Annotated in this window: 22 protein-coding genes and 1 pseudogene; 15 read left to right on the top strand and 8 right to left on the bottom strand. The window is 59.4% G+C overall.

Translation table 11 applies throughout. The features are described 5' to 3' along the window. The first annotated feature begins 159 nt into the window (after window positions 1-159). From rfbC to BSF44_RS03300, 4 genes are all read left to right on the top strand, one after another. On the top strand, window positions 160-705 hold the full coding sequence (gene rfbC, locus BSF44_RS03315; RefSeq protein ID WP_095942268.1) for a dTDP-4-dehydrorhamnose 3,5-epimerase: 546 nt from the start codon (window positions 160-162) through the stop codon (window positions 703-705). A gap of 106 nt (window positions 706-811) precedes the next feature. After that, on the top strand, window positions 812-2,620 hold the full coding sequence (locus tag BSF44_RS03310) for an ATP-binding protein (RefSeq protein WP_095942365.1): 1,809 nt from the start codon (window positions 812-814) through the stop codon (window positions 2,618-2,620). Further along, a complete protein-coding gene (locus tag BSF44_RS03305; protein ID WP_095942267.1) occupies window positions 2,617-4,011 on the top strand; it encodes a sigma-54 dependent transcriptional regulator in 1,395 nt (464 codons plus the stop codon). Before BSF44_RS03310 ends, BSF44_RS03305 begins: the two co-directional genes overlap by 4 nt. Before the next feature lie 40 nt (window positions 4,012-4,051). Next, window positions 4,052-4,507: a YiiD C-terminal domain-containing protein gene (locus tag BSF44_RS03300; protein ID WP_008003181.1), complete on the top strand. Its 456-nt coding sequence runs from the start codon at window positions 4,052-4,054 to the stop codon at window positions 4,505-4,507. 73 nt (window positions 4,508-4,580) lie between these two features. Here BSF44_RS03300 and cysQ read toward each other — a convergent pair whose 3' ends face one another. Beyond that, window positions 4,581-5,408 carry a 3'(2'),5'-bisphosphate nucleotidase CysQ gene (cysQ, locus tag BSF44_RS03295; protein ID WP_095942266.1) on the bottom strand — a complete coding sequence of 276 codons (828 nt, stop codon included), beginning with the start codon at window positions 5,406-5,408 and terminating at the stop codon, window positions 4,581-4,583. Then, the gene (gene nudE, locus BSF44_RS03290; RefSeq protein ID WP_095942265.1) at window positions 5,405-5,971 is read right to left on the bottom strand and encodes an ADP compounds hydrolase NudE; all 567 of its coding nucleotides are present in this window, start codon (window positions 5,969-5,971) and stop codon (window positions 5,405-5,407) included. Before nudE ends, cysQ begins: the two co-directional genes overlap by 4 nt. An 88-nt stretch (window positions 5,972-6,059) precedes the next feature. On the opposite strand from nudE, the gene yrfG reads away from it, so the two are divergent. Then, window positions 6,060-6,722 (top strand): GMP/IMP nucleotidase, encoded by a 663-nt coding sequence (yrfG, locus tag BSF44_RS03285; RefSeq protein WP_095942264.1) that lies wholly within the window; start codon window positions 6,060-6,062, stop codon window positions 6,720-6,722. A gap of 121 nt (window positions 6,723-6,843) precedes the next feature. Here the strand turns inward: yrfG and lysM are convergent, their stop codons facing one another. After that, complete coding sequence (gene lysM / locus BSF44_RS03280; protein ID WP_095942263.1) at window positions 6,844-7,284, bottom strand: peptidoglycan-binding protein LysM; 441 nt, start codon at window positions 7,282-7,284, stop codon at window positions 6,844-6,846. Window positions 7,285-7,412: 128 nt separating this feature from the next. On the opposite strand from lysM, the gene BSF44_RS03275 reads away from it, so the two are divergent. The 4 genes from BSF44_RS03275 to BSF44_RS03260 all read left to right on the top strand — a co-directional run bounded on the left by BSF44_RS03275 (window position 7,413) and on the right by BSF44_RS03260 (window position 12,392). After that, on the top strand, window positions 7,413-8,300 hold the full coding sequence (locus tag BSF44_RS03275) for a LysR family transcriptional regulator (RefSeq protein ID WP_095942262.1): 888 nt from the start codon (window positions 7,413-7,415) through the stop codon (window positions 8,298-8,300). Between the two features lie 92 nt (window positions 8,301-8,392). Beyond that, window positions 8,393-9,232, top strand: coding sequence for a formate dehydrogenase accessory sulfurtransferase FdhD (gene fdhD, locus BSF44_RS03270; RefSeq protein WP_095942261.1), 840 nt, complete (start codon window positions 8,393-8,395; stop codon window positions 9,230-9,232). Then, on the top strand, window positions 9,229-11,577 hold the full coding sequence (locus BSF44_RS03265) for an FdhF/YdeP family oxidoreductase (protein ID WP_095942260.1): 2,349 nt from the start codon (window positions 9,229-9,231) through the stop codon (window positions 11,575-11,577). Before fdhD ends, BSF44_RS03265 begins: the two co-directional genes overlap by 4 nt. A gap of 326 nt (window positions 11,578-11,903) precedes the next feature. Then, the gene (locus BSF44_RS03260; RefSeq protein WP_095942259.1) at window positions 11,904-12,392 is read left to right on the top strand and encodes a glycine zipper domain-containing protein; all 489 of its coding nucleotides are present in this window, start codon (window positions 11,904-11,906) and stop codon (window positions 12,390-12,392) included. A gap of 67 nt (window positions 12,393-12,459) precedes the next feature. On the opposite strand, the gene BSF44_RS03255 is transcribed toward BSF44_RS03260, so the two are convergent. The 3 genes from BSF44_RS03255 to BSF44_RS03245 all read right to left on the bottom strand — a co-directional run bounded on the left by BSF44_RS03255 (window position 12,460) and on the right by BSF44_RS03245 (window position 16,446). Continuing rightward, window positions 12,460-12,882, bottom strand: a complete 423-nt coding sequence (locus BSF44_RS03255; RefSeq protein ID WP_095942258.1) for a thioesterase family protein — start codon at window positions 12,880-12,882, stop codon at window positions 12,460-12,462. Between the two features lie 170 nt (window positions 12,883-13,052). Further along, window positions 13,053-14,279 (bottom strand): 3-hydroxyacyl-CoA dehydrogenase, encoded by a 1,227-nt coding sequence (locus tag BSF44_RS03250; RefSeq protein ID WP_095942257.1) that lies wholly within the window; start codon window positions 14,277-14,279, stop codon window positions 13,053-13,055. A gap of 232 nt (window positions 14,280-14,511) precedes the next feature. Further along, a complete protein-coding gene (locus BSF44_RS03245) occupies window positions 14,512-16,446 on the bottom strand; it encodes an ATP-dependent DNA helicase RecQ (protein WP_095942256.1) in 1,935 nt (644 codons plus the stop codon). A gap of 331 nt (window positions 16,447-16,777) precedes the next feature. On the opposite strand from BSF44_RS03245, the gene BSF44_RS03240 reads away from it, so the two are divergent. From BSF44_RS03240 to BSF44_RS03215, 6 genes and pseudogenes are all read left to right on the top strand, one after another. Further along, complete coding sequence (locus BSF44_RS03240) at window positions 16,778-17,068, top strand: hypothetical protein (RefSeq protein ID WP_095942255.1); 291 nt, start codon at window positions 16,778-16,780, stop codon at window positions 17,066-17,068. 403 nt (window positions 17,069-17,471) lie between these two features. Continuing rightward, window positions 17,472-17,768, top strand: coding sequence for a hypothetical protein (locus BSF44_RS03235; RefSeq protein WP_095942254.1), 297 nt, complete (start codon window positions 17,472-17,474; stop codon window positions 17,766-17,768). A gap of 204 nt (window positions 17,769-17,972) precedes the next feature. After that, complete coding sequence (locus BSF44_RS03230) at window positions 17,973-18,464, top strand: helix-turn-helix domain-containing protein (protein WP_095942253.1); 492 nt, start codon at window positions 17,973-17,975, stop codon at window positions 18,462-18,464. Further along, window positions 18,461-19,738 (top strand): type II toxin-antitoxin system HipA family toxin, encoded by a 1,278-nt coding sequence (locus BSF44_RS03225; protein ID WP_095942252.1) that lies wholly within the window; start codon window positions 18,461-18,463, stop codon window positions 19,736-19,738. The genes BSF44_RS03230 and BSF44_RS03225 overlap by 4 nt, the downstream gene beginning before the upstream one ends. After that, window positions 19,735-20,088 (top strand): DUF1493 family protein, encoded by a 354-nt coding sequence (locus BSF44_RS03220; protein WP_095942251.1) that lies wholly within the window; start codon window positions 19,735-19,737, stop codon window positions 20,086-20,088. The genes BSF44_RS03225 and BSF44_RS03220 overlap by 4 nt, the downstream gene beginning before the upstream one ends. Window positions 20,089-20,131: 43 nt before the next feature. Then, window positions 20,132-21,006: pseudogene (locus BSF44_RS03215) on the top strand (EamA family transporter). A gap of 156 nt (window positions 21,007-21,162) precedes the next feature. On the opposite strand, the gene BSF44_RS03210 reads toward BSF44_RS03215, so the two are convergent. After that, complete coding sequence (locus tag BSF44_RS03210; RefSeq protein WP_172435300.1) at window positions 21,163-22,455, bottom strand: hypothetical protein; 1,293 nt, start codon at window positions 22,453-22,455, stop codon at window positions 21,163-21,165. A gap of 314 nt (window positions 22,456-22,769) precedes the next feature. After that, window positions 22,770-24,311 carry a phosphoenolpyruvate carboxykinase gene (locus BSF44_RS03205; RefSeq protein WP_095942249.1) on the bottom strand — a complete coding sequence of 514 codons (1,542 nt, stop codon included), beginning with the start codon at window positions 24,309-24,311 and terminating at the stop codon, window positions 22,770-22,772. Between the last annotated feature and the right edge of the window lie 24 nt (window positions 24,312-24,335).

Genomic DNA, 24,335 nt, shown 5'->3' with positions numbered 1-24,335 from the left:
CTATATCGCCACTGGTTCGGGCGATACGCAACCCCCCGGGCCGGTATGAAGGCATTTGTGGGGGCGGGCTTGCTCCCACAGGTTTTGTTTTGGTACTCGCCCCGACCAGCGCTTTGCGCAAGAATGGCGACCATCAAACGCACACTCTGGAGAGCCACCATGAATGTAGTGACCACCGACCTGCCCGGTGTTCTGATCCTTGAACCCAAGGTCTTTGGCGACGAACGTGGTTTCTTTTATGAGAGCTTCAACGCCAGGGCTTTCGAAGAAGCCACCGGCCTGGACACTCAGTTCGTTCAGGACAACCATTCCCGCTCGCAAAAAGGCGTGTTGCGTGGCTTGCATTACCAACTGACGAACACTCAAGGCAAACTGGTTCGCGTCACGGCCGGTGAAGTACTCGACGTTGCCGTGGACATCCGCCGCAGTTCGCCACATTTCGGCAAATCGGTGGCGGTGGTCCTGTCCGCCGAGAACCACCGCCAGATCTGGATTCCGGAAGGCTTTGCCCACGGTTTCGTGGTGCTGAGCGATTTTGCCGAGTTCCTCTACAAAACCACCGATTACTACACCCCGTCCGCCGAGCGCAGCATTCGCTGGGACGACCCGGACCTGGCTATCGATTGGCAACTGGAAGGCCCGCCGCAGCTGTCGGCAAAGGACCAGGCCGCTGCATTCCTCAAGGACGCCGAAGTCTTCGCCTGAAAACCCGGCGCACGTTTCAGCGCAAAAACACGCCTGGCCCACAGTCCGCAGACTGCGCCCGCAAGCCTAGGCATAATGCGCCTGTACCCACAGGCGCATGCTGCTCATGAAACCGACTCTCCCTCCCAGACCCCGTTGGCGCAGCCTGGCCCTGCTGGCACTGTGCCTGGCGCCGTTGCTGTGGCCGCTGGAGCATCTCGCCGAGCGTTACTACCGCAGCGAGCTGGCCAGTCAGAATCGTCAGACCCTCGACCTCTACGTCGCCAACCTGCTGGGTACCCTGCACCGCTATGAAGTGTTGCCGCAGATCCTCGGCGACCTGCCGGCCCTGCGCGCCGTGCTCGGCGCACCGGACGATGGCGTCACCCAAGGCAACGCCAACCGCCTGCTGAAAAACATCGCCACCCAGACCGGTGCCGAAGTCATGTACCTGATGGACGCCACGGGCAAGACCCTGGCCGCCTCCAACTGGGACAAACACGACAGTTTCGTCGGGCGCAATTTTTCCTTCCGGCCGTATTTCAGCGAAGCCATGGCCGGGCGGCTCGGGCGCTTTTTCGGCCTGGGCACGACCTCCGCCAAGCGCGGTTACTTCTTCGCCGCCGGCGTGCGTAACGGCGAAAAAATCGTCGGTGTGCTGGTGGTCAAGGTCGACCTCGACCACACCGAAAGCCTGTGGGGCAAAACCCCGGAACAACTGCTGCTGACCGACCACAACGGCGTGGTCATTCTCACCTCGCGACCGGAGTGGCGATTCCGCTCGACCCGCCCGTTGAGCGAGGACGAAAGCAAAGCCATCACGGCGATCCAGCCCTATCCAACCCGCGATCCAAAACCGCTGAAGCTCAATCCCAATGCCTGGCTGACCCAAACCCAACAGATCGCCGAAACCGGCTGGGACGTCAGCATCCTCGCCCCGCGCACCTTGATCGACCGCCCGGTGCGCACGGTGGTGGCCATCGGTGGTGCAGCGTTGCTGGTGTTGATGCTGCTGCTTGGCCTGATGATGCAGCGCCGCCGCCATTATCTCGAGCGCATTGCTTTCGAAGCCAAGGCCCGCCGCGAGCTGGAAGGCCGGGTCGCCGAGCGCACCAGCGATCTCGAAGGCCTGAACCGGCGCCTGAAACAGGAAGTGCTGGAACGCGAACAGGCCCAACAAGAGCTGGTCCGCGCCCAGGATGATCTGGTGCAGGCCGGCAAATTGTCGGCACTGGGCACCATGTCGGCGAGCATCAGCCACGAACTCAATCAACCGCTGGCAGCGATTCGCAGCTACGCGGAAAACGCCGAAGTGTTGCTCGACCACCAGCGCACCGACGATGCCCGCGGCAACCTCAAGCTGATCAGCGAATTGACCGGGCGCATGGCCTCGATCATCGCCCACCTGCGCGCCTTTGCCCGCCGCGACCGGCATGCCCCGGAAAGCGTCGCCCTGCAACCGGCGCTGGACGATGCCCTGGCCTTGCTGGCCAAACGTCGACGCAGCATGGAAGTCGAGCTGATCCGCGACTTGCCCGCCGCCACCCTGTGGGTCGAGGCCGGGGAAACCCGCCTGCGCCAGGTTCTCGGCAATCTGCTGGCAAACGCCCTGGATGCCCTGACCGAAAAAGGCCCGCCACGTAAACTCTGGCTCAGTGCCCAATCCACGGCCGATGGCGTCAACCTGTACATTCGCGACAACGGTCCCGGCTTTTGCATGGAAGCCCTTGGGCGCGCCAGCGAGCCGTTCTACACCACCAAGACCCGTACCCAGGGCCTTGGCTTGGGGCTGGCAATTTGCGAAACCCTGATGCGCGCCTTCGGCGGTGAACTGTCGTTCGCCAACCACAAGGAGGGCGGCGCCCTGATTACCCTGAAGCTGCGCGCAGGCGCACCGGGCGTGAGCCTGCAACCGTCCGAGGACCGAAGTGCATGACCATCGACAACCGCATTCAGGTCGTGTTGATCGACGACGATCCCCACTTGCGCCAGGCCTTGAGCCAGACGCTGGATCTGGCGGGCCTGAAAATCCTGCCGCTGGCTGAAGCCAAGGGCCTGGCCGCGCAACTTGAACGTGATTGGCCGGGGGTGGTGGTCAGCGACATCCGCATGCCCGGCATGGACGGTCTCGAACTGTTGAGCGAACTGCATGCCCAGGACCCTGAGCTGCCGGTGCTGCTGATCACCGGCCACGGAGATGTGCCGCTGGCGGTGCAGGCCATGCGCGCCGGGGCCTATGATTTTCTGGAAAAGCCCTTCGCCAGCGACGCCCTGCTCGACAGTGTGCGCCGAGCGCTGGCCCTGCGTCGGCTGGTACTGGACAACCGCAGCCTGCGGCTGGCCTTGAGCGACCGCAATGAATTAAGCACCCGCCTGGTTGGCCACTCACCTTCGATGCTGCGCCTGCGCGAGCAGATCGGTGCCCTGGCGGCGACCAAGGCCGATGTGCTGATCCTCGGCGAAACCGGCGCGGGCAAAGAAGTCGTGGCTCGGGCGCTGCACGATTTATCGAGTCGCCGTAATGGACCGTTCGTAGCCATCAACGCTGGCGCCCTGGCCGAATCAGTGGTCGAAAGCGAGTTGTTCGGACACGAGCCCGGCGCCTTCACCGGCGCGCAGAAACGCCGCATCGGCAAATTCGAATTCGCCAATGGCGGCACGCTGTTCCTCGATGAAATCGAAAGCATGAGCCTGGATGTGCAGGTCAAATTGCTGCGTTTGCTGCAAGAGCGGGTGGTCGAACGCCTGGGCGGCAATCAACTGATCCCGCTGGACATCCGCATCATCGCCGCCACCAAGGAAGACCTGCGCCAGGCGGCGGATCAAGGGCGCTTCCGTGCCGACCTGTATTACCGCCTGAACGTCGCGCCGCTACGGATTCCACCGCTGCGCGAACGGGGCGAAGATGCGCTGATGCTGTTCCAGCATTTTGCCGATGAAGCCAGTGCTCGCCATGGCTTGCCGCCCCATGAGCTGCAACCGGGGCAACGTGCCTTGCTGCTGCGCCACGCCTGGCCCGGCAACGTGCGCGAGCTGCAAAATGCCGCCGAGCGTTTTGCCCTCGGGCTCGAACTGGCCCTCGATAACAGCACAACGGAAGGCGACGCCGGCAACAGGGTCGAGGTCGTCAGCGGCGGTTTGAGTGAACAAGTGGAGAACTTCGAAAAAACACTTATCGCCGCCGAACTGGCACGCTCGCACAGCTCCGTGCGCAGCGTCGCCGAAGCCCTCGGCATTCCGCGCAAGACCCTGCACGACAAACTACGCAAGCACGGTCTGAGTTTCGCCGACAGTGGTGCCCCGGCCCACCCTGACGATCTCGACTGAGTTACCGTCCAATCATCCACTTCACGCCAGAGGCCCCTGAATGAGCCGCGACAGTCGACAACTGGAATCCGTTCTCCATCACGACATTCCCCTCACCCGGGACATGGGCCTCAAAGTGCTCGACTGGCATGACCAGCAACTGCGCCTGCACTTGCCGCTGGAAGCCAACGTCAACCACAAGAGCACCATGTTCGGCGGCAGCCTGTATTGCGGCGCAGTCCTGGCCGGTTGGGGCTGGCTGCATCTGCGCCTCAAGGAAGAAGGCATTACCGACGGGCACATCGTGATTCAGGAAGGGCAGATCAGCTATCCACTGCCGGTGACGGGGGATGCCAACGCCATTTGCCAGGCGCCGGACCCGGTGATCTGGAAGAAATTCCTGACCACCTTCCAGCGCTACAGCCGAGCGCGGTTGACGCTGCATACACGGGTCGTCAATGAAGGCCGTGACGAGGATGCGGTGAGGTTTGTCGGGCAGTACGTGTTGCACCGCTGAACCAGGACGACCGCAAAACCTGTGGGAGCAAGCTCGCTCCCACAAGGATTTGCATCAGCGCGCGGGAACGATCTTATGCGCGTGCCAGTTCCAGCAGCTTCTCCCGCCAGGCCGCCTTCGCCGGCAACGCCAGGAAGAACGTATTCAACAACGACTCCCGCGCCGGATAGCTGAACGGCTCGCCGCTCAACTCCAGCACCTCACCGCCCGCGCCTTCCAGCACACCTTGCGCTGCCGCCGTGTCCCACTGGGAAGTCAGTGCCAGGCGCGGATAGCAATCCGCCGCCCCTTCGGCCACCAGGCAAAACTTCAACGAACTGCCAATACTGGTCAGTTGCAGCTCGCCAAGGCTGGCGCTCAACCCGGCCAGCAATCGCTCTTGCTCAGGGCTCGAATGGCGACGGCTGGCCACCACGGTGAACGACTCGCCGGGCGCTAACGCCTCACGCACCTTGATCGCCACGGGCGAGCCACCTTTATCACCACGCCATGCGCCGAGCCCCGTACCACCGACGTAAAAACGCCCGTTGGTCGGCATCGACACCACACCGAACACCACCTGACCGTTTTCGATCAGAGCGATGTTGACGGTGAACTCCTCGCTGCCGCTGATGAATTCCTTGGTGCCATCCAGCGGATCGACCAGCCACCAGCGCTGCCATCCGGCACGCACGTCCTGGGGAATGTTGGCGTCTTCCTCGGAGAGCACCGGGATGCTCGGATCGAGCGCCGTCAGCCCGGCCAGAATCACGTGGTGAGCGGCCAGGTCGGCAGCGGTCACCGGCGAATCATCAGCCTTTGCCGTGACGGCGGTGCCTGTGCGCCAGAACGGCAGGATCGCATCACCGGCCTGCAAGGCCAGTTCAATCACCGATGCCATCATCGGATGTGGGAAATTCATTGCTGGAACGCTCCGCGCTGAGTCAAAAGGTCTCGGGCCAGGTACAGCGCCGCCAAGGCACGGCCTTCGGTAAATTGTGGGTTTTGTGCAAGCGCCGAGAGCTCACGCAGATTGACCTTGTCCACCCGCATCGGCTCTGGCTCGTCGCCTTCCAGACGCTCTTCGTAGAGGTCGGTAGCCAGCACTACTTGAATCTTCTGGCTCATGTAGCCAGGGGACAGCGATAACTCGGTCAGGTGTTCCAGTTGCCGCGCGCCAAAACCGGCCTCTTCCTTGAGCTCGCGCTCGGCCGCCGCCAGCACGTCTTCGCCCGGCTCGATCAAACCCTTGGGCAATGACATTTCATATGCATCCGTGCCGCCGCAATACTCCTCGACCAGCACCGCATGCTCGGCATCGAGCATCGCCACGATCATCACCGCGCCGTACCCGGCACCCTTGCCGACCAGGCGTTCATACGTGCGCTCCACGCCGTTGGAAAAGCGCAACTTCATCTCTTCCACGCAGAACAATCGACTGGTGGCGACAATTTCGCGGGCGAGTATGGTGGGTTTCTGGCGCATGCAAAGCTCCTTGGCGTGAACGCGCTACTATAACGCGGCTTTCCCGATTGTTTACGCCAGAAATCTTTCTACTGCCCGAGACGTTGCCATGCCTTCATTACCCTGGTCCGACATCGATACCGTTCTGCTGGACATGGACGGCACGCTGCTGGACCTGCATTTCGACAACCACTTCTGGATGGAGCACCTGCCCCAGCGTTACGCCGAACTGCACGGGGTCAGTCGGGCCATGGCCGAGATGGAACTGCAGCCGTTGTTCGAGCGCAATGCCGGCCAGTTGCAGTGGTACTGCCTGGACTTCTGGAGCGCCGAACTGAACCTGTCAGTGCGCGAGCTGAAACTGGAAACCGCGCACCTGATCGCCCTGCGCCCGGATGCCGACACCTTTCTGGCGGCGATCAAACAGGCCGGCAAGCGTGTGGTGCTGATCACCAATGCCCATCGGGATGCGCTGTCGTTGAAGCTGGAAAAAATCGAACTGGCGCCCTACTTCGAGCGTTTGATCAGTTCCCATGACTACGGCTTCCCCAAGGAAAACCCGCAATTCTGGGATGCGCTGCAAGCCGATATCGATTTCGATCCTGCGCGCAGCCTGTTCATCGACGACACCTTGCCGATCCTGCGCAGCGCACGGGACTTTGGCGTGGCGCATTTGCTGGCCGTGCGTGAGCCGGACAGCCGCAAGGGGCCGAAGGACACGGCAGAGTTTGCAGCGGTCGGGGATTATCGGGATTTGATTGCAGGACTCTAGACCGAGTTGCCTGCATCGCGAGCAGGCTCGCTCCCACATTTGATCTTGGTCGTATACAAATCCCGTGTTCACGGGAGATGCATTGTGGGAGCGAGCCTGCTCGCGATAGCGGTCTTGAGGCTTACTCAGGAATCCGCAACGACTGCCCCGGATAGATCTTGTCCGGGTGCGACAGCATTGGTTTGTTGGCCTCGAAGATTTTGTTGTACTTGTTGGCATCGCCGTACACGCGCTTGGAAATCGCGCTGAGGGTGTCACCCTTCACGACGGTGACAAACACTGCGGCAGCAACGACAGGCCCGGTCACAGTAATCTGATCATCCACACTGCCAACCCCGGCGATATTGCCCACCGCCAGCAGGATCTTTTCCTTCTCTTCCTGACTCGCCACTTCACCGGTCACCGTGACCTTGTCGCCATCGACCGTGGCCTGCACATTCGGGTTGCCCAGGCCGACCTTGCTGATGTGCGCCTTCAATTGCTCACTGGCGTTGGCGTTACCTGGCGTCAGCAAATCCAGCAATTTTTCGCCTGCTTCCTTCACAAAGCTCAAAAGACTCATAGTGCACTCTCCTTGGGTTTCGGGTTCCAGACGTCAAAGCCTAGACCACGGTCGTCACCTGCGAATCCAACCCGACCAATGACCCCGCTTGCGATAGAATCCGCACCTTCCCAACCCCAGGAGCGCAGATGGACATCAAGCAGCTGAAATTCCTCATCGCGCTCGACGAAACCCGTCATTTCGGCCAGGCCGCCGCACGCTGCCACATCACTCAGCCGACCCTGTCCATGCGCCTGCGCAGCCTCGAAGAGGAACTCGACTTGCCGCTGGTCAATCGCGGCCAGCGCTTCGAGAGCTTCACCGCTCCGGGCGAGCGGGTGCTGGCCTGGGCGCGCACCGTACTGGCGGCCTATGATGGCTTGTACGCCGAGGCGGCCGCCTGTCGCGGCAATCTGGTCGGCACCTTGCGTCTGGGCGTAGTGCCGTTGTCGAGCTTCGATCCGCTGCCACTGCTGCAACGCTTGCACGCCGAACACCCGAACCTGCGCTTCGAACTCTCGGCCCTGAGTTCGGAGCAGATCCTTGAGCAATTGGCGAACAATCGCCTGGATCTCGGCGTGTCATACCTGGAACGCCTGGATGCCGAACACTTCGATTCTCTGGCCTTCAGCGAAACCCACATGGGTCTGCTCTACGACCAACGCTTCTTCACCTTTGGCGAGGTGCCGCTGAGCTGGGAATCCTTGATCGAACTGCCGCTGGGCATGCTCACCAGCGGCATGCACTTTCGCCAGTCCATCGACCACAACTTCCACAGCCGTGGCCTGACCCCGCAGCCGTTGTTGCAGACCGATGCCGTGCATCAACTGTTACAAGCCGTGCACGGCGGCTTGTGTTGCGCCGTGATGCCATTGGACGGCGGCCTCGAAGGCCTGACCGAACACTTGCGCCTGCAACCGATCGAGAACGCCCAGACCCTTGGCCGCCTGGGGCTGATCATGCGTCGCAGCGCGCCACGCTCGGCGTTGGCAGAAGCCTGTTTTGCCCTCTATCAGCAATCGCTGATCGGTACTTGATCGACAGCATCTATCGGTAGATCAGTATTAGCGATTAGACGTGACAACTTGCCGCGCCTAGTCTTAAAGCTGATCAAACCGTCGGTGATGCCATGAACACCAAGCGCCCTGCATGCGCGGCGCCTGCCCTAGAAACGCCCGCGCCCGCCGCCAGCCAGACGTACAGCTATAGCAATCTCGAATACTCCGAATCGGCCAGCACCGCGCTGGCCGAGGAAGTCGCGCTGGCGATTGCCTTCAACGGCATCAGCCAGGCGGTCATGCTGGTGACGCCCACGGACCTGGAAGATTTCATCGTCGGCTTCAGCCTGGGCAGCGGCATCATCCAGGACGCCACGGACATCTACGACCTGCAACTGAGCGGCTCGGGGTCGGCGCAATACGCGCAAGTGACCATCGCCAACCGCGCCTTCTGGAACCTCAAGCAGCAGCGTCGGCAACTGGCCGGCACCAGCGGTTGCGGGTTGTGCGGTGTGGAAGCGGTCGAGCAGGCGTTGCCAGACCTTCAGGTATTGCCCGGCGCCCCGTTGCCACCGGTCGAATGGCTTGATGGCCTGCGCGAGCGCATCGGCGCCTTTCAGCCCTTGGGCCAACATTGCGGTGCGGTGCATGCCGCGGTGTTCATGAACGACAAAGGTGAGTTGTTGCTCGGCCGCGAAGACATCGGCCGGCACAACGCCCTCGACAAACTGATCGGCGGATTGATCCGGCAAAAAATCCCGACCGCTGGCGGCCTGGCGATTGTCACCAGCCGCTGCAGCCTCGAATTGATCCAGAAAGTCTTGCGCGCCGGCATCCAGACCCTGGTCAGCCTGTCGTCACCCACGGGCCTTGCCGTGCAATGGGCCCGTCGCCACAACCTCAATCTCATCCATCTGCCACAGAAGAATGCACCGCGGGTCTATAGCCCAACGTTGGAGAAACAAGCGTGAGTCAACACCGTCAAGCCGACCAGACACCTGTCCCTCGCTATAAGCCCTACAAAGGCCCGGCCGGTGGATGGGGCGCACTGATTAGCGTCGCTCAGGCCTGGCTGACCAGCGACAACGCGCTGAAAAACCTGCGCATGATGCTCAAGACCAACAAGAACGGCGGCTTCGACTGCCCTGGTTGCGCCTGGGGTGACTCCAGGGAAGGCGGCATGGTGATGTTCTGCGAGAACGGCGCCAAGGCGGTGAACTGGGAAGCGACCAAACGCCGTGTCGATGCCAAATTTTTCGCCAAACACAGCGTCACGTCCTTGCTGGAGCAAAGCGACTACTGGCTCGAATATCAGGGCCGCCTGACCGAGCCGATGAGCTATGACGCCGAGACCGATCGCTACAAGCCGATCAGTTGGGACGCCGCGTTCGCGCTGATCGCCAAACACCTGAACGGCCTGTCGAGCCCGGATCAGGCCGAGTTCTACACCTCGGGCCGGGCCAGCAATGAAGCGGCGTACCTCTATCAGCTGTTCGTGCGCGCCTACGGCACCAACAACTTCCCCGACTGCTCGAACATGTGCCACGAGGCCAGCGGTGTCGCGATGTCGCAAAGTGTCGGGGTCGGCAAAGGCACCGTGACCTTCGACGACTTCGAACACGCCGATGCGATTTTCGTCTGGGGCCAGAACCCCGGTACCAACCACCCACGGATGCTCGAACCATTGCGCGAAGCGGTGAAGCGCGGCGCGCAAGTGGTGTGCATCAACCCGCTGAAAGAGCGTGGCCTGGAGCGTTTCCAGCACCCGCAGCACGCGTTCGAAATGCTCACCAACGGCGACAAACCGACCAACACCGCGTTCTTCCGCCCGGCACTGGGCGGCGACATGGCGATCATGCGCGGCATGGCGAAATTCCTCCTGCTGTGGGAGCGCGATGCGCAGAAAACCGGTGCCCCGGCGGTGTTCGACCACGACTTCCTCAATGAGCACAGCGTCAACGTGCTGGATTACCTGGCCGTCATCGACGACACCCCGTGGGAGCAGATCGTCGAGCAGTCCGGCCTGAGCCTGATAGAAATCGAGCAGGCGGCGCGCATGTACGCCAAGGGCAAGAACGTGATCATGTGTTGGGCCATGGGCATCACCCAGCATCGCCATTCGGTGGCGACCATCCAGGAAATCGCCAACCTGATGCTGCTGCGCGGCAACATCGGCCGACCGGGTGCAGGCCTATGCCCGGTCCGTGGTCACAGCAACGTGCAGGGCGACCGGACCATGGGCATCAACGAACGCCCTCCTGTCGCGTTCCTCGATGCCCTGGAGCGGCGCTTCCAGTTCAAGGTGCCACGCGAAAACGGCCACAACGTGGTCGAGGCGATTCACGCCATGGCTGAAGGGCGGGCGAAAGTCTTCATCGGTCTGGGCGGCAATTTCGCCCAGGCCACGCCGGACAGCCCGCGCACGTTCCAGGCTCTGCAAAACTGCGACCTGACCGTGCAGATCAGCACCAAGCTCAACCGCAGCCATTTGACCCACGGCAAGGACGCGCTGATCCTGCCGTGCCTGGGCCGCACCGACATCGATATCCAGGCCGAAGGCCCGCAAGCGATCACCGTCGAAGACTCGTTCAGCATGGTCCACGCCTCCAATGGCCAACTGCAGGCGCTGTCGAACCAGATGCGCTCGGAGCCGGCGATCCTGGCCGGCATCGCCGCCGCGACCCTGGGCAGCCACCCGGTGGACTGGAGCTGGCTGGTGGCCGACTACAGCCGCATCCGCGACCTGATCGCCGAGACCATTCCCGGCTTCAAGGACTTCAACGAGAAGATCAAAAACCCGGGCGGTTTCTACCTGGGCAACAGTGCCGGTGCACGCAAGTGGAGCACCGCTTCGGGCCGGGCCAATTTCCGCTCGAACGCACTGCCCAAAGACCTGGTGCACGAACGCACCCGCGCCACCGGGGTACTGCCGGACCTGATCATGCAATCGATGCGTTCCCACGATCAGTACAACACCACCATCTATGGCCTCAACGACCGTTATCGCGGCGTGAAGGGACAGCGGGACGTGTTGTTCGTCAACGAAGCCGACATCATTCGTCTGGGCTTCAAGCCGGGGCAAAAGGCCGACATCGTTTCGCTCTGGGACGATGGTGTTGAACGTCGGGTGAAAGGCTTCACACTGCTGGCGTTTGATATCCCGGCCGGGCAGGCGGCGGCCTACTATCCGGAAGTGAACCCCTTGGTGCCGCTGGAAAGCACCGGTGATGGCAGCCATACGCCGACATCGAAGTTTGTGGCGATCCGGTTGGAAGCGGCGAGTGAGACCGGGTTGATCATGGCCAGGTCTGCGTAACGCTTCGTCTGTGTCGGCCTCATCGCGAGCAGGCTCGCTCCTACAGGAGACCGCATTCCAATGTAGGAGCGAGCCTGCTCGCGATGGGGCCAGACCAATCACCAAAAACTCCGGCCCCTGCACTTTCCTTTCGCCCACAAAAAAGGCCGCTTTCTTATGAAAACGGCCTTTGCGAAGTAGTAAAAGACCTGCAAAAAAACGTTAAGTTCCGCCCAAAAAACAGTAACTTGCAATATTGTATACAGGTCGTGTTATTCGTCGGATTTCGATTGTCACGCCCATTCCAGAGCCTCAGGATCGCGCCGTCATCCCCTAGAGGTTCCTCCATGAAGTTCTCCTCGATTCTCTTGTTGTCCCTTGGCCTGGTCAGCGGTATCGCGTCTGCTGGCGGCACCACCGAAGCCGGTGTAGGCGGCGCATTGGGCGGGGTTTTAGGCTCGGTCGTCGGTCAGTCGTTAGGCGGCAGTACAGGTTCCACCATCGGCGCGGCCCTGGGTGGCGCGGGTGGTAGCGCCGTCGGCGCAAACAAGCACAGCCGTGGCGAAGCAGCCCTTGGCGGTGCGTTGGGTGCAGCCGGCGGTAACGTAGTCGGCCGCAGCGTGGGCGGCACCACCGGTAGCCTGATCGGCGCCGCAGCAGGCGGCGGTGCCGGTGGCGCGCTGGGTAACTACATGGGCAAAGAGTACGATCATGATGATGACGGTGATCGTCGTTACTATGGTGGTCGTGATGATCGTCGTTACTACCGTGGCGGCCATCCGGGCCGTGGCCATGCCTATGGCCATCGCAAGCACCACAAGTACTACCGCGACTAAGGCCTCGAGCGCCTCGCTGGTAAGTACTACAAAAAATCGCAGCCCAAGGGCTGCGATTTTTTTTGCCTTACTGAACCACCAGACGCTCCAGCGCCCCGCGCAATCCTGCAGGAATCGCCACGGGCTGATTCGACACACGATCGACAAACACATGCACGAAGCGCCCCGCTGCGCAGGCCTCGTCCTCCCCTTGCTTGAACACGGCCAGTTCGTATTGCACCGAACTGTTGCCCAACTTGCCTACCCGCAGGCCGATCTCGATGCGGTCCGGGAAAGCAATGGAAGCAAAGTAATCACAAGCCGAGCTCACCACGAACCCCACCACCTCACCGTCATGGATATCCAGGCCGCCGACTTCGATCAGGTAAGTGTTCACCGCCGTATCGAAGAAGCTGTAGTAGGTAACGTTGTTCACGTGACCGTAGGCGTCGTTGTCGTGCCAGCGGGTGGTGATGGGCTGGAAGTGGGGGTAGTCGGTGCGTTGGGGCATTGGCGTTGATTCCTGAGTGGGTTCGCCAGTCTAAGGCGAAACCGCGTTGTATTCATCGCGAGCAGGCTCGCTCCTACATTGGATCTCGACCAGGCGCACTAGCTGTCTTCACCCGATCACCTGTGGGAGCGAGCCTGCTCGCGAAGGCGCCCTCACAGGCGCCGCTTCAATCACTTGTCAGCAAAGCCCTTGCCAGCCGCCGCCAGCTCACCAATCAACCGCGCCGGTTGCCAGTGATCGCCCTGACGCGTCTCAAGGTCCATCAAGCGCCGGTGAATGTCCGCCAGCCCTTGCTGATCCGCCCAGGCCATCGGCCCGCCCTTGTCCGCCGGAAAACCGTAACCGTTGAGGTAGACCAGATCGATATCGTGAGCCGACCCGGCGATGCCTTCCTGCAGGATCTTCGCGCCTTCGTTGACCAGTGCCAGCAAGCAGCGCTCGAGAATTTCTTCCGGGCCGATCTCGCGGCGCTGGAACCCCAGTTCCTCACTGACCTGAAGCACCAGTGCGTCGACCAGCGGATCGTGTTCGGCCTGACGACTGCCCGGTTCATAGTGATAAAAGCCGTTGCCACTCTTCTGGCCGAAACGTCCCTGCTCACACAAACGGTTATCCACCTGAACCTCCGGTGCGTCCTGCCCGATCCCGGATAACTGGCGCGAGCGCCATTGCAGGTCGACACCCACCACGTCGAACATACGGAACGGCCCCATGGCGAAACCGAAGCCTTGCAGCGCTGCGTCCACCTGGTAAGGATAAGCGCCCTCCAGCAGCATTTTTCGCGCTTCGAGCACATAGGTGTTGAGCATGCGGTTGCCGATGAAACCGTCGCAATTTCCCGCCACCACACTGACCTTGCCCATGCGCCGGCCGAGCGCCAGCGCCGCGTCGAGCACCGCCGGTGCAGTCTGCGCGCCACGGACGATTTCCAGCAGCTTCATGATGTGCGCCGGGCTGAAGAAGTGCAGGCCCAGCACTTGCTGCGGCCGGCGTGTGGCCGCGGCGATGGCATCGATGTCCAGCGCCGAAGTATTGCTCGCCAGAATCGCTTCCGGCTTGAGCAGGCCATCAAGCTCACGGAAGATCTTCTGCTTGAGCTCAAGGTTTTCGTACACCGCTTCAATGACCAGGTCGACATCGCGGATGGCCGTATAACCCTCTGCCGCCGTAACGCGCGCGACACGGGCATCGGCTTCGCTCTGATCAATACGCCCCTGACGCACGTTGTGGGCGTAGGTGTCCGCTACGGTGGCCAGCGCTTGCTCCAGCATTTGCGGATTGTTGTCGACCCACTGCACGGCCACCCCGGCGTTGGCCAGGCACATGACAATGCCACGGCCCATGGTGCCCGCGCCGATGACGGCGGCGCGCTGAATATTCGACGGTGTCTGGCTCATGTTTTGTTCTCTTGTTGGCGATCCGAAGACAGCCACCACCATAGTCAGCCACCGGGTTTTTTTGAAATTTATTCCTGTGATGAGCAACATTCAGCGGATGGATGTGCCCCTTTGAGTGCACCGCAAATCCCTGTGGGAGCGAGCCTGCTCGCGATGGCGGTGTGTCAGTCGCCATCACTGTTGAATGTGCCGGCTTCATCGCGAGCAGGCGCGCTCCTACACTGACCGTGTTTCAACCAGGTAGATGTTGCTCGGCCCACTCCCGCACCCCGGCATACGGATAATCTTCCAGCGCCGCAAACCCGGGAATCGACCGCGCCTTGAGCTTGGTGAACAGCGGCACGCTGATCCCGCACAGGAACCGTGTCACGCGTTCAGCCGAGGGGACGTTGCCCGTGTGCTGCTCGTGCCTGTGGATAAAACCGCCACACAGCGACTCGAAATTCTTATCCACAAGCGCCGGCAACTCCGGTGGTGCCGGTAGCCGCGCCACTTGCCCATGACACACCGAACAATGCCCGCATTGCTGCGGGGCATTGTGGTCGCCAAAATACTCGGCCAGGCGATAACCCAGGCAACGGTCGGTGGCGAACAGGTCAAGCATCGCGTGAATCCGCGCGACCTCGGTGCGCTCATGCCGAGTGAAATAGCCGTGCAGTTCCTCGCTCAACGTGACGTTGTCGATCCCGCTTTGCGGCACGCTGTAGACCTCGGTCATCTGCTTGCTTTCGAGCTCCACCCAGCCCTTCTCCTGGAAATAATCCAGTGCCTTGACCACCCGACTGCGCTCGGCCTGATGCTGCTCGTACAACGCCTCGAAATTCACCGTGGCCCAGGTCCTGGCGCGGCTGGAAGTCTCGATGATCGCCGCGACAAAATCCCTGCGCTCGCCTTCAAAATGCGCCAATAGCGCCTCGGGCTCCTGCACATACTTGAAACGGTACTCGGCGTAGTAGGCGTAGCGCGGGGCGATCAACCCGCGCAATTCGAGTTGCACCAACAAGGTCTTGAGCGGCAACTGGCGAATGTTGCTCTGATCGGCCAACGGCCCCAGCAGAAACTCCCACTGCCCTTCAGTGGCTGCGGCATGCATCTCGTCAAGCACGCAACGGATGCCATCCAGCTCGGGCGTATCGCCGTAGACGAAGTTCTCCAGCACGTTGAGGCTGTCGCGGTTGGCCAACACCAGGCAGTCCGACGGCTGCCCGTCACGCCCGGCGCGGCCGATTTCCTGGCTGTAGTTTTCGATGGATTTGGGCAGGTCGAAATGCACCACGTTGCGGATGTCACTCTTGTCGATGCCCATGCCGAAAGCGATGGTGGCGACGATGCAATTGGACTGCCCGCCCATGAAGCGACGCTGGATCGCTTCCCGTTGCTCATGGGGCAACCCGGCGTGATAGGCCTCGGCCTGAATGCCATTACGGTTCAGGTGTTCGGCGATGTGCTCCGCTGTTTTCTGCAGAGTGACGTAGACAATGCTCGGCTGGTCCGGACGCTGGCTCATCCACTCGACCAGGCGTCTACGCTTGTCCGCTCCGCGAACCGGCTCCACCAGCAAATTGAGGTTCGGGCGATAGAAACCGGTGGTCACCACATCGTCGGCGGCAATGGCGAATTTCGCCTGCATATCGTCGATGACCTTCGGCGTCGCCGTTGCGGTCAACAGCAATACCTGCGGGATGTTGAACTGGCGTTGATAGTCGGGAAGCTTGAGGTAGTCCGGGCGAAAGTTATGCCCCCATTCGGAAATGCAGTGCGCCTCGTCCACCACCAGCAGCGAGATCGGTACTTGCTGCAAGAAATGCCGGAAGCGCTCGTTCTTCAGGCGCTCCACGGAGATCATCAAAATCTTCAGTTCGCCGGATTTTGCCCGGGCCATGACATCGCTGGCGTCATCGCGGCTCTGGGCCGAATCGATACTGCCCGCCGAGATGCCGTGGCGTTGCAGGAACGCCAGTTGATCCTGCATCAACGCCAGCAATGGCGAGACCACCAGCGTCAGGTGCGGCAGCAACAGCGCCGGCAATTGGTAGCAAAGGGATTTGCCGGAACCGGTGGGGAAAATCGCCGCCGCCGAGCGCCCCGCCAGCACGGCACTGACGGCCGCCTCTTGACCGGGGCGAAACTGTGGATAACCGAAAACCTGTTCCAGGGTGTTGTGCATAAGCTGTCACTCCGTTGACCGCTGCGGTGTCAAAAGCCTAGCCGGCGATCACAGCGAGTCGAGAAAAGGTCGGGGGCAAAAACGATTCAGGATGATACCGCGGATGATTCACTGATAACCCCGTAGGCATTTTTACCGCCAGCGGCTTCGTCACACAAACTTCCGACAGTGTGTAAGCCTTATCCTCGGAACACGATAAATCCCCTACAAAGCCTGTCCATTTCAGCCGTCTTGTCGCGCAACGCCATGCCCTTCTATAGTTTCCGGCGCGGCTGAAATCAGTGTCTCGGCCTGCCGGGAACACTTGCCGATTTCGCACAGGACCCACTCGATGAAAAAAACCGACACGCTGACAGCCCGCTATCACCCGCTCAAGACCCGCTACAGCGAAACCCCTGTGCTGGTCATCGATACCGAGGCCGACCCCTTCGAGATCCTCGACGCCGCCCGACAACGCATCCGCGCCGCCAGCGACCTGCTAGAAACACTTTATTGCACGTGTTTCAAACAGGCCGAAGCGAGCGACATCCCGAAGATCGTCGGCGCCCTGTACCTGCTGACCCAGGACGGCAACGACCTGCTCGACATCGCCCGACAGCGCTTGCCGAAGCTCACCGGCTGAAAAACACCACAACCGCCTGTGGGAACGAGCCTGCTCGCGAAGAACGATAACGCAGTGCACTTGTGGATAAGTCTGTCAGCAACGCCCTATCAAAGCTTCGGCAAGGTCCTACAAAAGAAGACACCCAGTCGCCTATCGCGACTAACAACGAACATTTACTGTCTCCCCATCGCTGCAAAATCAGCGATCAGGTTTGGTCACCTGAGAACAACGCACATAGTTGTGCCATCATTCGCGCCGCGGACATCTATGTCCTCGTAGTGCATTGCTATGGCGGCTGTGTGCGGGACGCCCTCGGGCGAGCCGGGTTGTTGTTCTCGGTTGACCAAGCCTGCGCACAGTCCGCCTCCCATCGTTTGGTCACGGTGCTGGCGGTTAATTAACAACAATCCGAGTACATGCCATGTCAACTCTGAACCCGTTTCCAAATCGCTACCGCCCACTCCACACCAACCTCACTGACACCCCGGCCCTGATCATCGACACAGAGGCCAACCCCCAAGACATCCTCGAAGCCGCCCTCCAGCGCATCCGGGCCTCCAGCGAATTGCTGCAAACCCTGCACTGCCAATGCTTCAAACACGGCGACCTCGAAGACATCCCGCACATCACCCATGCGCTCTACCTGCTGACCCAGGACGGCTGCGACCTGCTCAAGGTTGCCCAGCAACGCATGCTGAACTGGAAAGCGCCAGTCTGACGTCATTCACCAGAGTACCAAGTGGCATTATTCTGGCTGTTTAAACACAAAAACAGCTGGAATAATGGCAGTTAGCATCCCTCTATTAAGGAAATCAGCGTCACGAAAATGGCGTCTTTTTCAATGTCCCAACCGCAGCTCACCTTTTCCTTTAAATGCTATTATTCTGGCAGTTATAGCGCCTTAATGAAGGAATATTGGCATATGGCCAAGAAGACAGCTCCGCTCTTGCCCGCCGCTTCCAGACTACTTTTCGAGTTCGGCGAGCGACTGAAACTCGCTCGCCTGCGCCGCAAACTCACGGCTAAACAAGTCGCCGAGAGGGCGGGCATGTCACTGACAACTTTGCGCTCCCTGGAGTCAGGTGGGTCAGGGGTGACCATCGGAGCCTACCTGTCTGTCATGCAAGTTCTGGGTCTGGAAAAAGACTTGAGCAAACTCGCGGCATCCGATGAAGTGGGCCGTCAACTGCAGGACGCGCAACTGAAATCCAGGACCACCTCCGCCACAGGCTCAAGCCAGCGAGCACGCAGAACGAGTGCATTGAAAAAAAATGCTCCAATACCTGAAAAAGGCACTGGAGTGATTGAAAGTGCCACCACAGCAGATCTATCCGCTGACTACCCCTTCAACACCCACTCGCTTTCCAATCTATTGACCAAGAAAAAAACCAAGTCCACGACAGGTGAGAAATGACTGAGATTGCGGTGTATGCCGATTGGGAGTCCTTGAGTGGACCCAGACGTCTCGGCTTCCTGCATGCCCGAAAGGCCCGCTCCACAGAAGTCTTCGAATTTGAGTACGACAAGGCTGCGCTGGCAGATCCCGAGTTGAACTTCACACCCCTGGACCCTCGAATCGGGCTCTATGAAGGTCGTCAGTTCCCGGGGCAACATCAAAACCGATTTGGCGTGTTCGCTGATTCAAGCCCGGATCGGTGGGGTCAATTGCTGATGAAGCGACGGCTGGAGCGCGATATCCGCGACGGACTGGCTGTCAAAGGCAGCAAGCTCCACGAATCGGATTTCCTGTTAGGCGTACATGATCTCTATCGGGTCGGTGCGATCCGCTACAAACTCAATGACCAAGGCAACTTTCTCGATGATCGTGATGGCGTGGCCGCCCCACCCTTCATTGAGTTGCGGGCATTGGAGCAAGCAAGCCGCGCTTTGGAAAACGATCCGGACAACACCTCACTCGATGGCCGCGAGTGGCTGAGAATGCTGATCGCACCTGGAGGCTCACTGGGTGGCGCCCGCCCCAAGGCCAGCGTTGCAGACGAGCAGGGTCACTTGTGGATTGCCAAGTTCCCCAGCACCCGCGATGACTATGACATTGGCGCTTGGGAACTGGTGGTGAATGCCTTGGCCAATCATTGTGGTCTGCGAGTCGCGACCGGTATCGCCCGACGCTATGCCAGTGATCATCACTGCTTCATGGTCAAGCGCTTCGACCGCACTGAACGGGGTGGCCGACTGCACTTTGCCTCAGGCATGACCATGACTGATCGCATTGACGGTGACGATGCCTCAGTCGGCGCGAGCTACCTTGAGTTGGCTGAAGTGCTCATGGAGCACGGCTCGGAAACCAAAGCAGACTTACGGGAATTGTGGTCTCGGATTGTGTTCAACATCCTGGTCTCCAACAGCGACGATCACCTGCGTAACCATGGCTTTATCCTTGATCCGGGTCGTGGATGGCGATTGTCTGCCGCCTATGACATGAACCCGGTGGCCTATGCCGACGGCTTGAAGCTCAACATCACCGATACCGATAACGCACTGGATCTGGAGCTGGCCCGGGAAGTGGCAGAGTATTTTCGGGTCAGTCGTGCGGATGCAGAAAACATCATCGACAGCTTCAAAGAAGTTGTCAGCCAATGGCCAACACTAGCGGGGGCATTGGGGCTATCGAAACGTGAGCAGGATAATATGGCGCCTGCATTTCGATTAGCGGAGCCTACGTCATGAACCTCGCCCCCAACCTCCCCGACGACCACTTGATGCAGCAACTCATGCAATTGCTGCATGAAGAACTCGGCTTCCCCGAACGCAAAACCATCAACCTCAGCACCTCGATCAATTTCGACCTGGGCTGCAACGGTGCAGACGCCCGGCATTTGATCGAAACCCTGGAAGACCACTTCGCCATCGATTTCGTGGATTTCGACAGCTATCGCTATTTCCAGCCCGACGGCTTTGACGTGAATCTAAAGCGAAAATCCAAGGGTCGCGGCGAAAAGGTGCCATTGACCATTGGTATGCTCTACCAGGCCATCAAGGCCCAACGCTGGGACACGCTGGAGCTGGAAGGCTTGTAGCGTCCAAGGCGCATAACGATAAAGACATCGTGTGGACGTACTGATGGGGTTGTTGGCCGCCTTGCTGTGGGAGGGGCACGGATTTTCTGGTGGGGCTCAATGCCCGAGCGGTGGGGGTCAAGCGCGCTGTTTATTTCGGTCAGGCGCTGGGCTTTGCCATCATGAGCCTGCTGCTGATCGCCGTCCCTGCATTCATTCTGCGGTCCATGTCCACCTCCCTTCAGGTCTGGTTGATCAGCCTTGTCGCGGCTGTGTTGACCGTTATCCGGAGCCCTGGCGTTGTCCAAGGCTTTCGCCCTCGGCAAGGCTTCTATCGTCGCTCCCTTGGTGACGTCCTATGGCGTGGTCTCCACGCTGCTGTCTTGGGCCGGTGGCGAGCACATCAACCTGATCCAGCTGTTGTGTATCGCACTCTGCGTGCTTGGGGTGGTGCTGTCGAGCATTCACTCGGACCCGAAAGTCCTGCACACCACGCAGGCGAGCAGTTCCATTGCCTACGCCTTGCTGGCAGTGCTGTTCTACGGCGCCAGTTTCTGGCTGCAGGGCCGCTTCGTCCTGCCGGCGCTTGGGCCGGTGACGATGCTCTGGCTGGCTTACCTAGTCGGCTTGATGGTGTTGGTGGTGATCGTCCTCAGGATCGAGGATGGCCTGAAAATTCCGCCGCTGAAAAACTGCCTGACGTTGACGGGTACGAGCCTGATGAACCTCGGCGGTGTTTCATCGTTTGCCTGGGGTGCGGTGGCCGGCTCGGTGTCGGTGGTGACGGTGACGGTGACGGTGACGGTGATCAACACACTGTCGGGCGGGATTGCGGCGATTCTGGGGTATGTGTTTTTCAAGGAACGGTTGGCGAAGGTGCAGGTGCTGGGGGTTGTGCTGGTGTTGGTCGGGGCGTTTGTGCTGCACTTGAAGGCCTGAGACGGAACTCCACTCGCTTCCTGCGGTATTTAATGGACCGAGGCCAGCGCCCCGCAGCAGATTATCAACTGAAAATTAGTGCAGTCCGCGCTCTGAAGGCGCGGACTTTCTAGAGTTAAATGAGTAAAACGCATAAGCCTCTATATTCACTGAGTTTCAAGTTCGAAATCGCAATACAGCCGCATAACTATCAGTACCGTCATAAATTGTCCCTCCAACAAGAATAAAATCTTTATCTTGCATCGCAAGACGCTCGCCTCGGCCACGATAAGGGAACCTCACAACCCCATCTAAACCACTGCCAAACACAGGATCTGCATCGCCGTTTTCATGGAAGCGTCCCACAACACCGTCGGTCCCCCCTGGTTCCCTATACCAAATACCAGCCACAACTATTTTTCCATCTTTTTGTACACTCCCCGAATACCACTCTAACTCAAAAGACTTTGGATAATATTTCTCCATATCCAAAGCTCCATTTTCATTTAGCCTGACAATTACCCCTTCCGACGGAGCATCACTAGGAACTGGAGGAAAACCCGGGGGTCGAGTTCTGCCGACCCCCAAAATCATTCCATCTGACTGGATGGTAAGCCCCCAGATTTCCACATTTTTTTTCTCGGCCAAGAGAAGGCCACTGCCATTAAATGTCGTATCCTCATTACCATCCAAATAAAAGCGCTTAAAAAATCCCGCATTGAACAGGTCAGTCTGTTCCTCGTTGGTTCTATTGCAGCACCCACAAACAACCACTCTTTCATACTCCCCCGTTTTTTGTATACCTAAACCAGTTACTTGAAACATTCTCCAAGGCTCCGGCACAGTAATTTCCGCGAACCCTGTACCTTGAAAGCTGAGATCGAGATTTCCATTGGCTTCAAGTCGAATGAGCTGGTGACGCTTTTCTACCTTGTTAGAATGAGCAAGCAGTATTTTCCCATCCGGCAGCAAAACCATATTCGATTGGCCAGTCGCCCCAGCATACCGGGCCTCGCTTTCGGTAGTGGATGGTTTTTGGTCAACATGTTGATCCTGAATATAATCCAATACTTTCACCCCGTTTACTCCGAAACTAATATCAGGGGTGCCATCCATATTGAACCTTGCTAATGCTGCTGATGTGGAATTTTCAGTACCCGAAACAAGAACTTTTCCATCTTTTTGTACCGCTACGCTAAAAACTTGCGCGGACAACCCCGGCGTAAATTCACCAATAATTCCGCCAGAGCCAAATGTGCTATCAACCTTGCCATCTGCTGTAATCCGAGCTAAGAAGTACCGCCTATACCCGGTAAAACCAGCAACGTAGTAGTAATTTTGATAGCCATTCTTGCCCTCTGCCATGGATTGAAAAAAACCATCCGTATGAAGTCGACAAATGCCATCCTCACCATAATCCTTGTCGATATCCCCAGATCTAAAAAAACTATTAGCTTTTAAATCACTCATTTCCATCACCTCAAATTCACATTGCCCCGAAATTGGGACGCCATAGAATTAGAGGCGGACTACCGAACACCGTCTACTGTCAGTTCTTACAGTAAAAAAACAAAAAACAAGATCATTTTGCTATTAGTACAAGTGCAAAAAGTAATAAGCTTCTGGCATAACGACGGATGAAATCCTCGTTCAAAAAAAACATCAAAAAAAACAGGAACTCACAGAGAAAGTTAAAAATACAAGTAAAAAAAACGCCCAATGCAAGCATTGGGCGCTTAATTACTTTCAGTATTTACCTCATTCGAGGTAGCACTATAGTCAAATTACAACTTTGGACCCGCAGCCTTGATCGCGTCGCTCACTTCGAACTTCTTGAAGTTCTCGATGAACAGGCCGGCCAGTGCTTTGGCGGCTTCGTCGTAGGCGGCTACGTCGGCCCAGGTGTTGCGTGGGTTCAGCAGGCCAGTCTCAACGCCCGGTACGGCCACTGGCACGTCGAGGTTGATGGTGTCCAGGTGCTCGGTCTCGGCACCGATCAGCGCGCCGCTCTGGATCGCTGCGATCACCGCACGGGTGGTCGGGATGTTGAAGCGTTTGCCGACGCCGTAGCCACCGCCGGTCCAGCCGGTGTTGACCAGGTAGACCTTGGAGCCGAAGCCGCGGATGCGCTTGATCAGCAGCTCAGCGTATTCGCCGGCCGGACGCGGGAAGAACGGTGCGCCGAAGCAGGTGGAGAAGGTCGACTTGATGCCGCTGCCCGAACCCATTTCGGTCGAACCGACCAGCGCGGTGTAACCGGACAGGAAGTGGTAGGCCGCTTGTTCTTCGTTGAGGATCGACACTGGCGGCAGCACGCCGGTCAGGTCGCAGGTCAGGAAGATCACAGCGTTCGGCTCGCCACCGAGGTTCTTCTCGGAACGCTTGGCAACGTGCTCCAGCGGGTAGGCGGCGCGGCTGTTCTGGGTCAGGCTGACATCGGCGTAGTCGGCGTGCTTGGCGTCGTCGATAACGACGTTTTCCAATACCGCGCCGTGCTTGATGGCTTTCCAGATAACCGGCTCGTTCTTCTCGGACAGGTCGATGCACTTGGCATAGCAACCGCCTTCGATGTTGAACACAACGCCTTCGCCCCAGCCGTGTTCGTCGTCACCGATCAGGTAACGGCTTTCGTCGGCCGACAGGGTGGTTTTACCAGTGCCGGACAGACCGAAGAACAGGGTCACGTCGCCTTCTTCGCCGATGTTGGCGGCGCAGTGCATTGGCAGTACGTCGGCAGCCGGCAGCAGGAAGTTCTGCACCGAGAACATGGCTTTCTTCATTTCACCGGCGTAACGCATGCCGGCGATCAGCACTTTCTTCTGTGCGAAGTTGAGGATCACGCAGCCGTCGGAGTTGGTGCCGTCACGCTCTGGCACGCACTCGAAGTTGGCAACGTTGAGGACCTGCCACTCGTCACGACCCGCCGGGTTGTACTGAGCAGGGTTGATGAACAGGCAACGGCCGAACAGGTTCTGCCAGGCAGTCTGGGTGGTCATCTTCACGGCCAGGTAGTGCTCGGAAGCCGCACCTACATGCACGTGGGAAACGAAATGCTCTTGCGCGTTGTTGAATGCCTCAACGCGAGCCCACAGGGCGTCGAACTTGTCGGCCGGGAACTTGCGGTTGATCGGGCCCCAGGCGATGGCGGCCTGGGTGCTTGGCTCTTCAACGATGAAACGGTCGACTGGCGAACGGCCGGTACGGTGACCGGTACGAACAACCAGTGCGCCGGTATCGGCAAGCTCGCCTTCACCGCGGTTGAGGGCTTCTTTAACCAGATCATCAACACTCAGATCGGTGTACACGGCATTGTTGGCTTGCGTCATGAGGTTCCCCGTCGGCCAGTGGCC

It is taken from the genome of Pseudomonas sp. ACN8, from assembly GCF_002303925.1.
Taxonomy (GTDB): domain Bacteria; phylum Pseudomonadota; class Gammaproteobacteria; order Pseudomonadales; family Pseudomonadaceae; genus Aquipseudomonas.
This window is presented reverse-complemented; position numbering and strand designations above follow the sequence as displayed.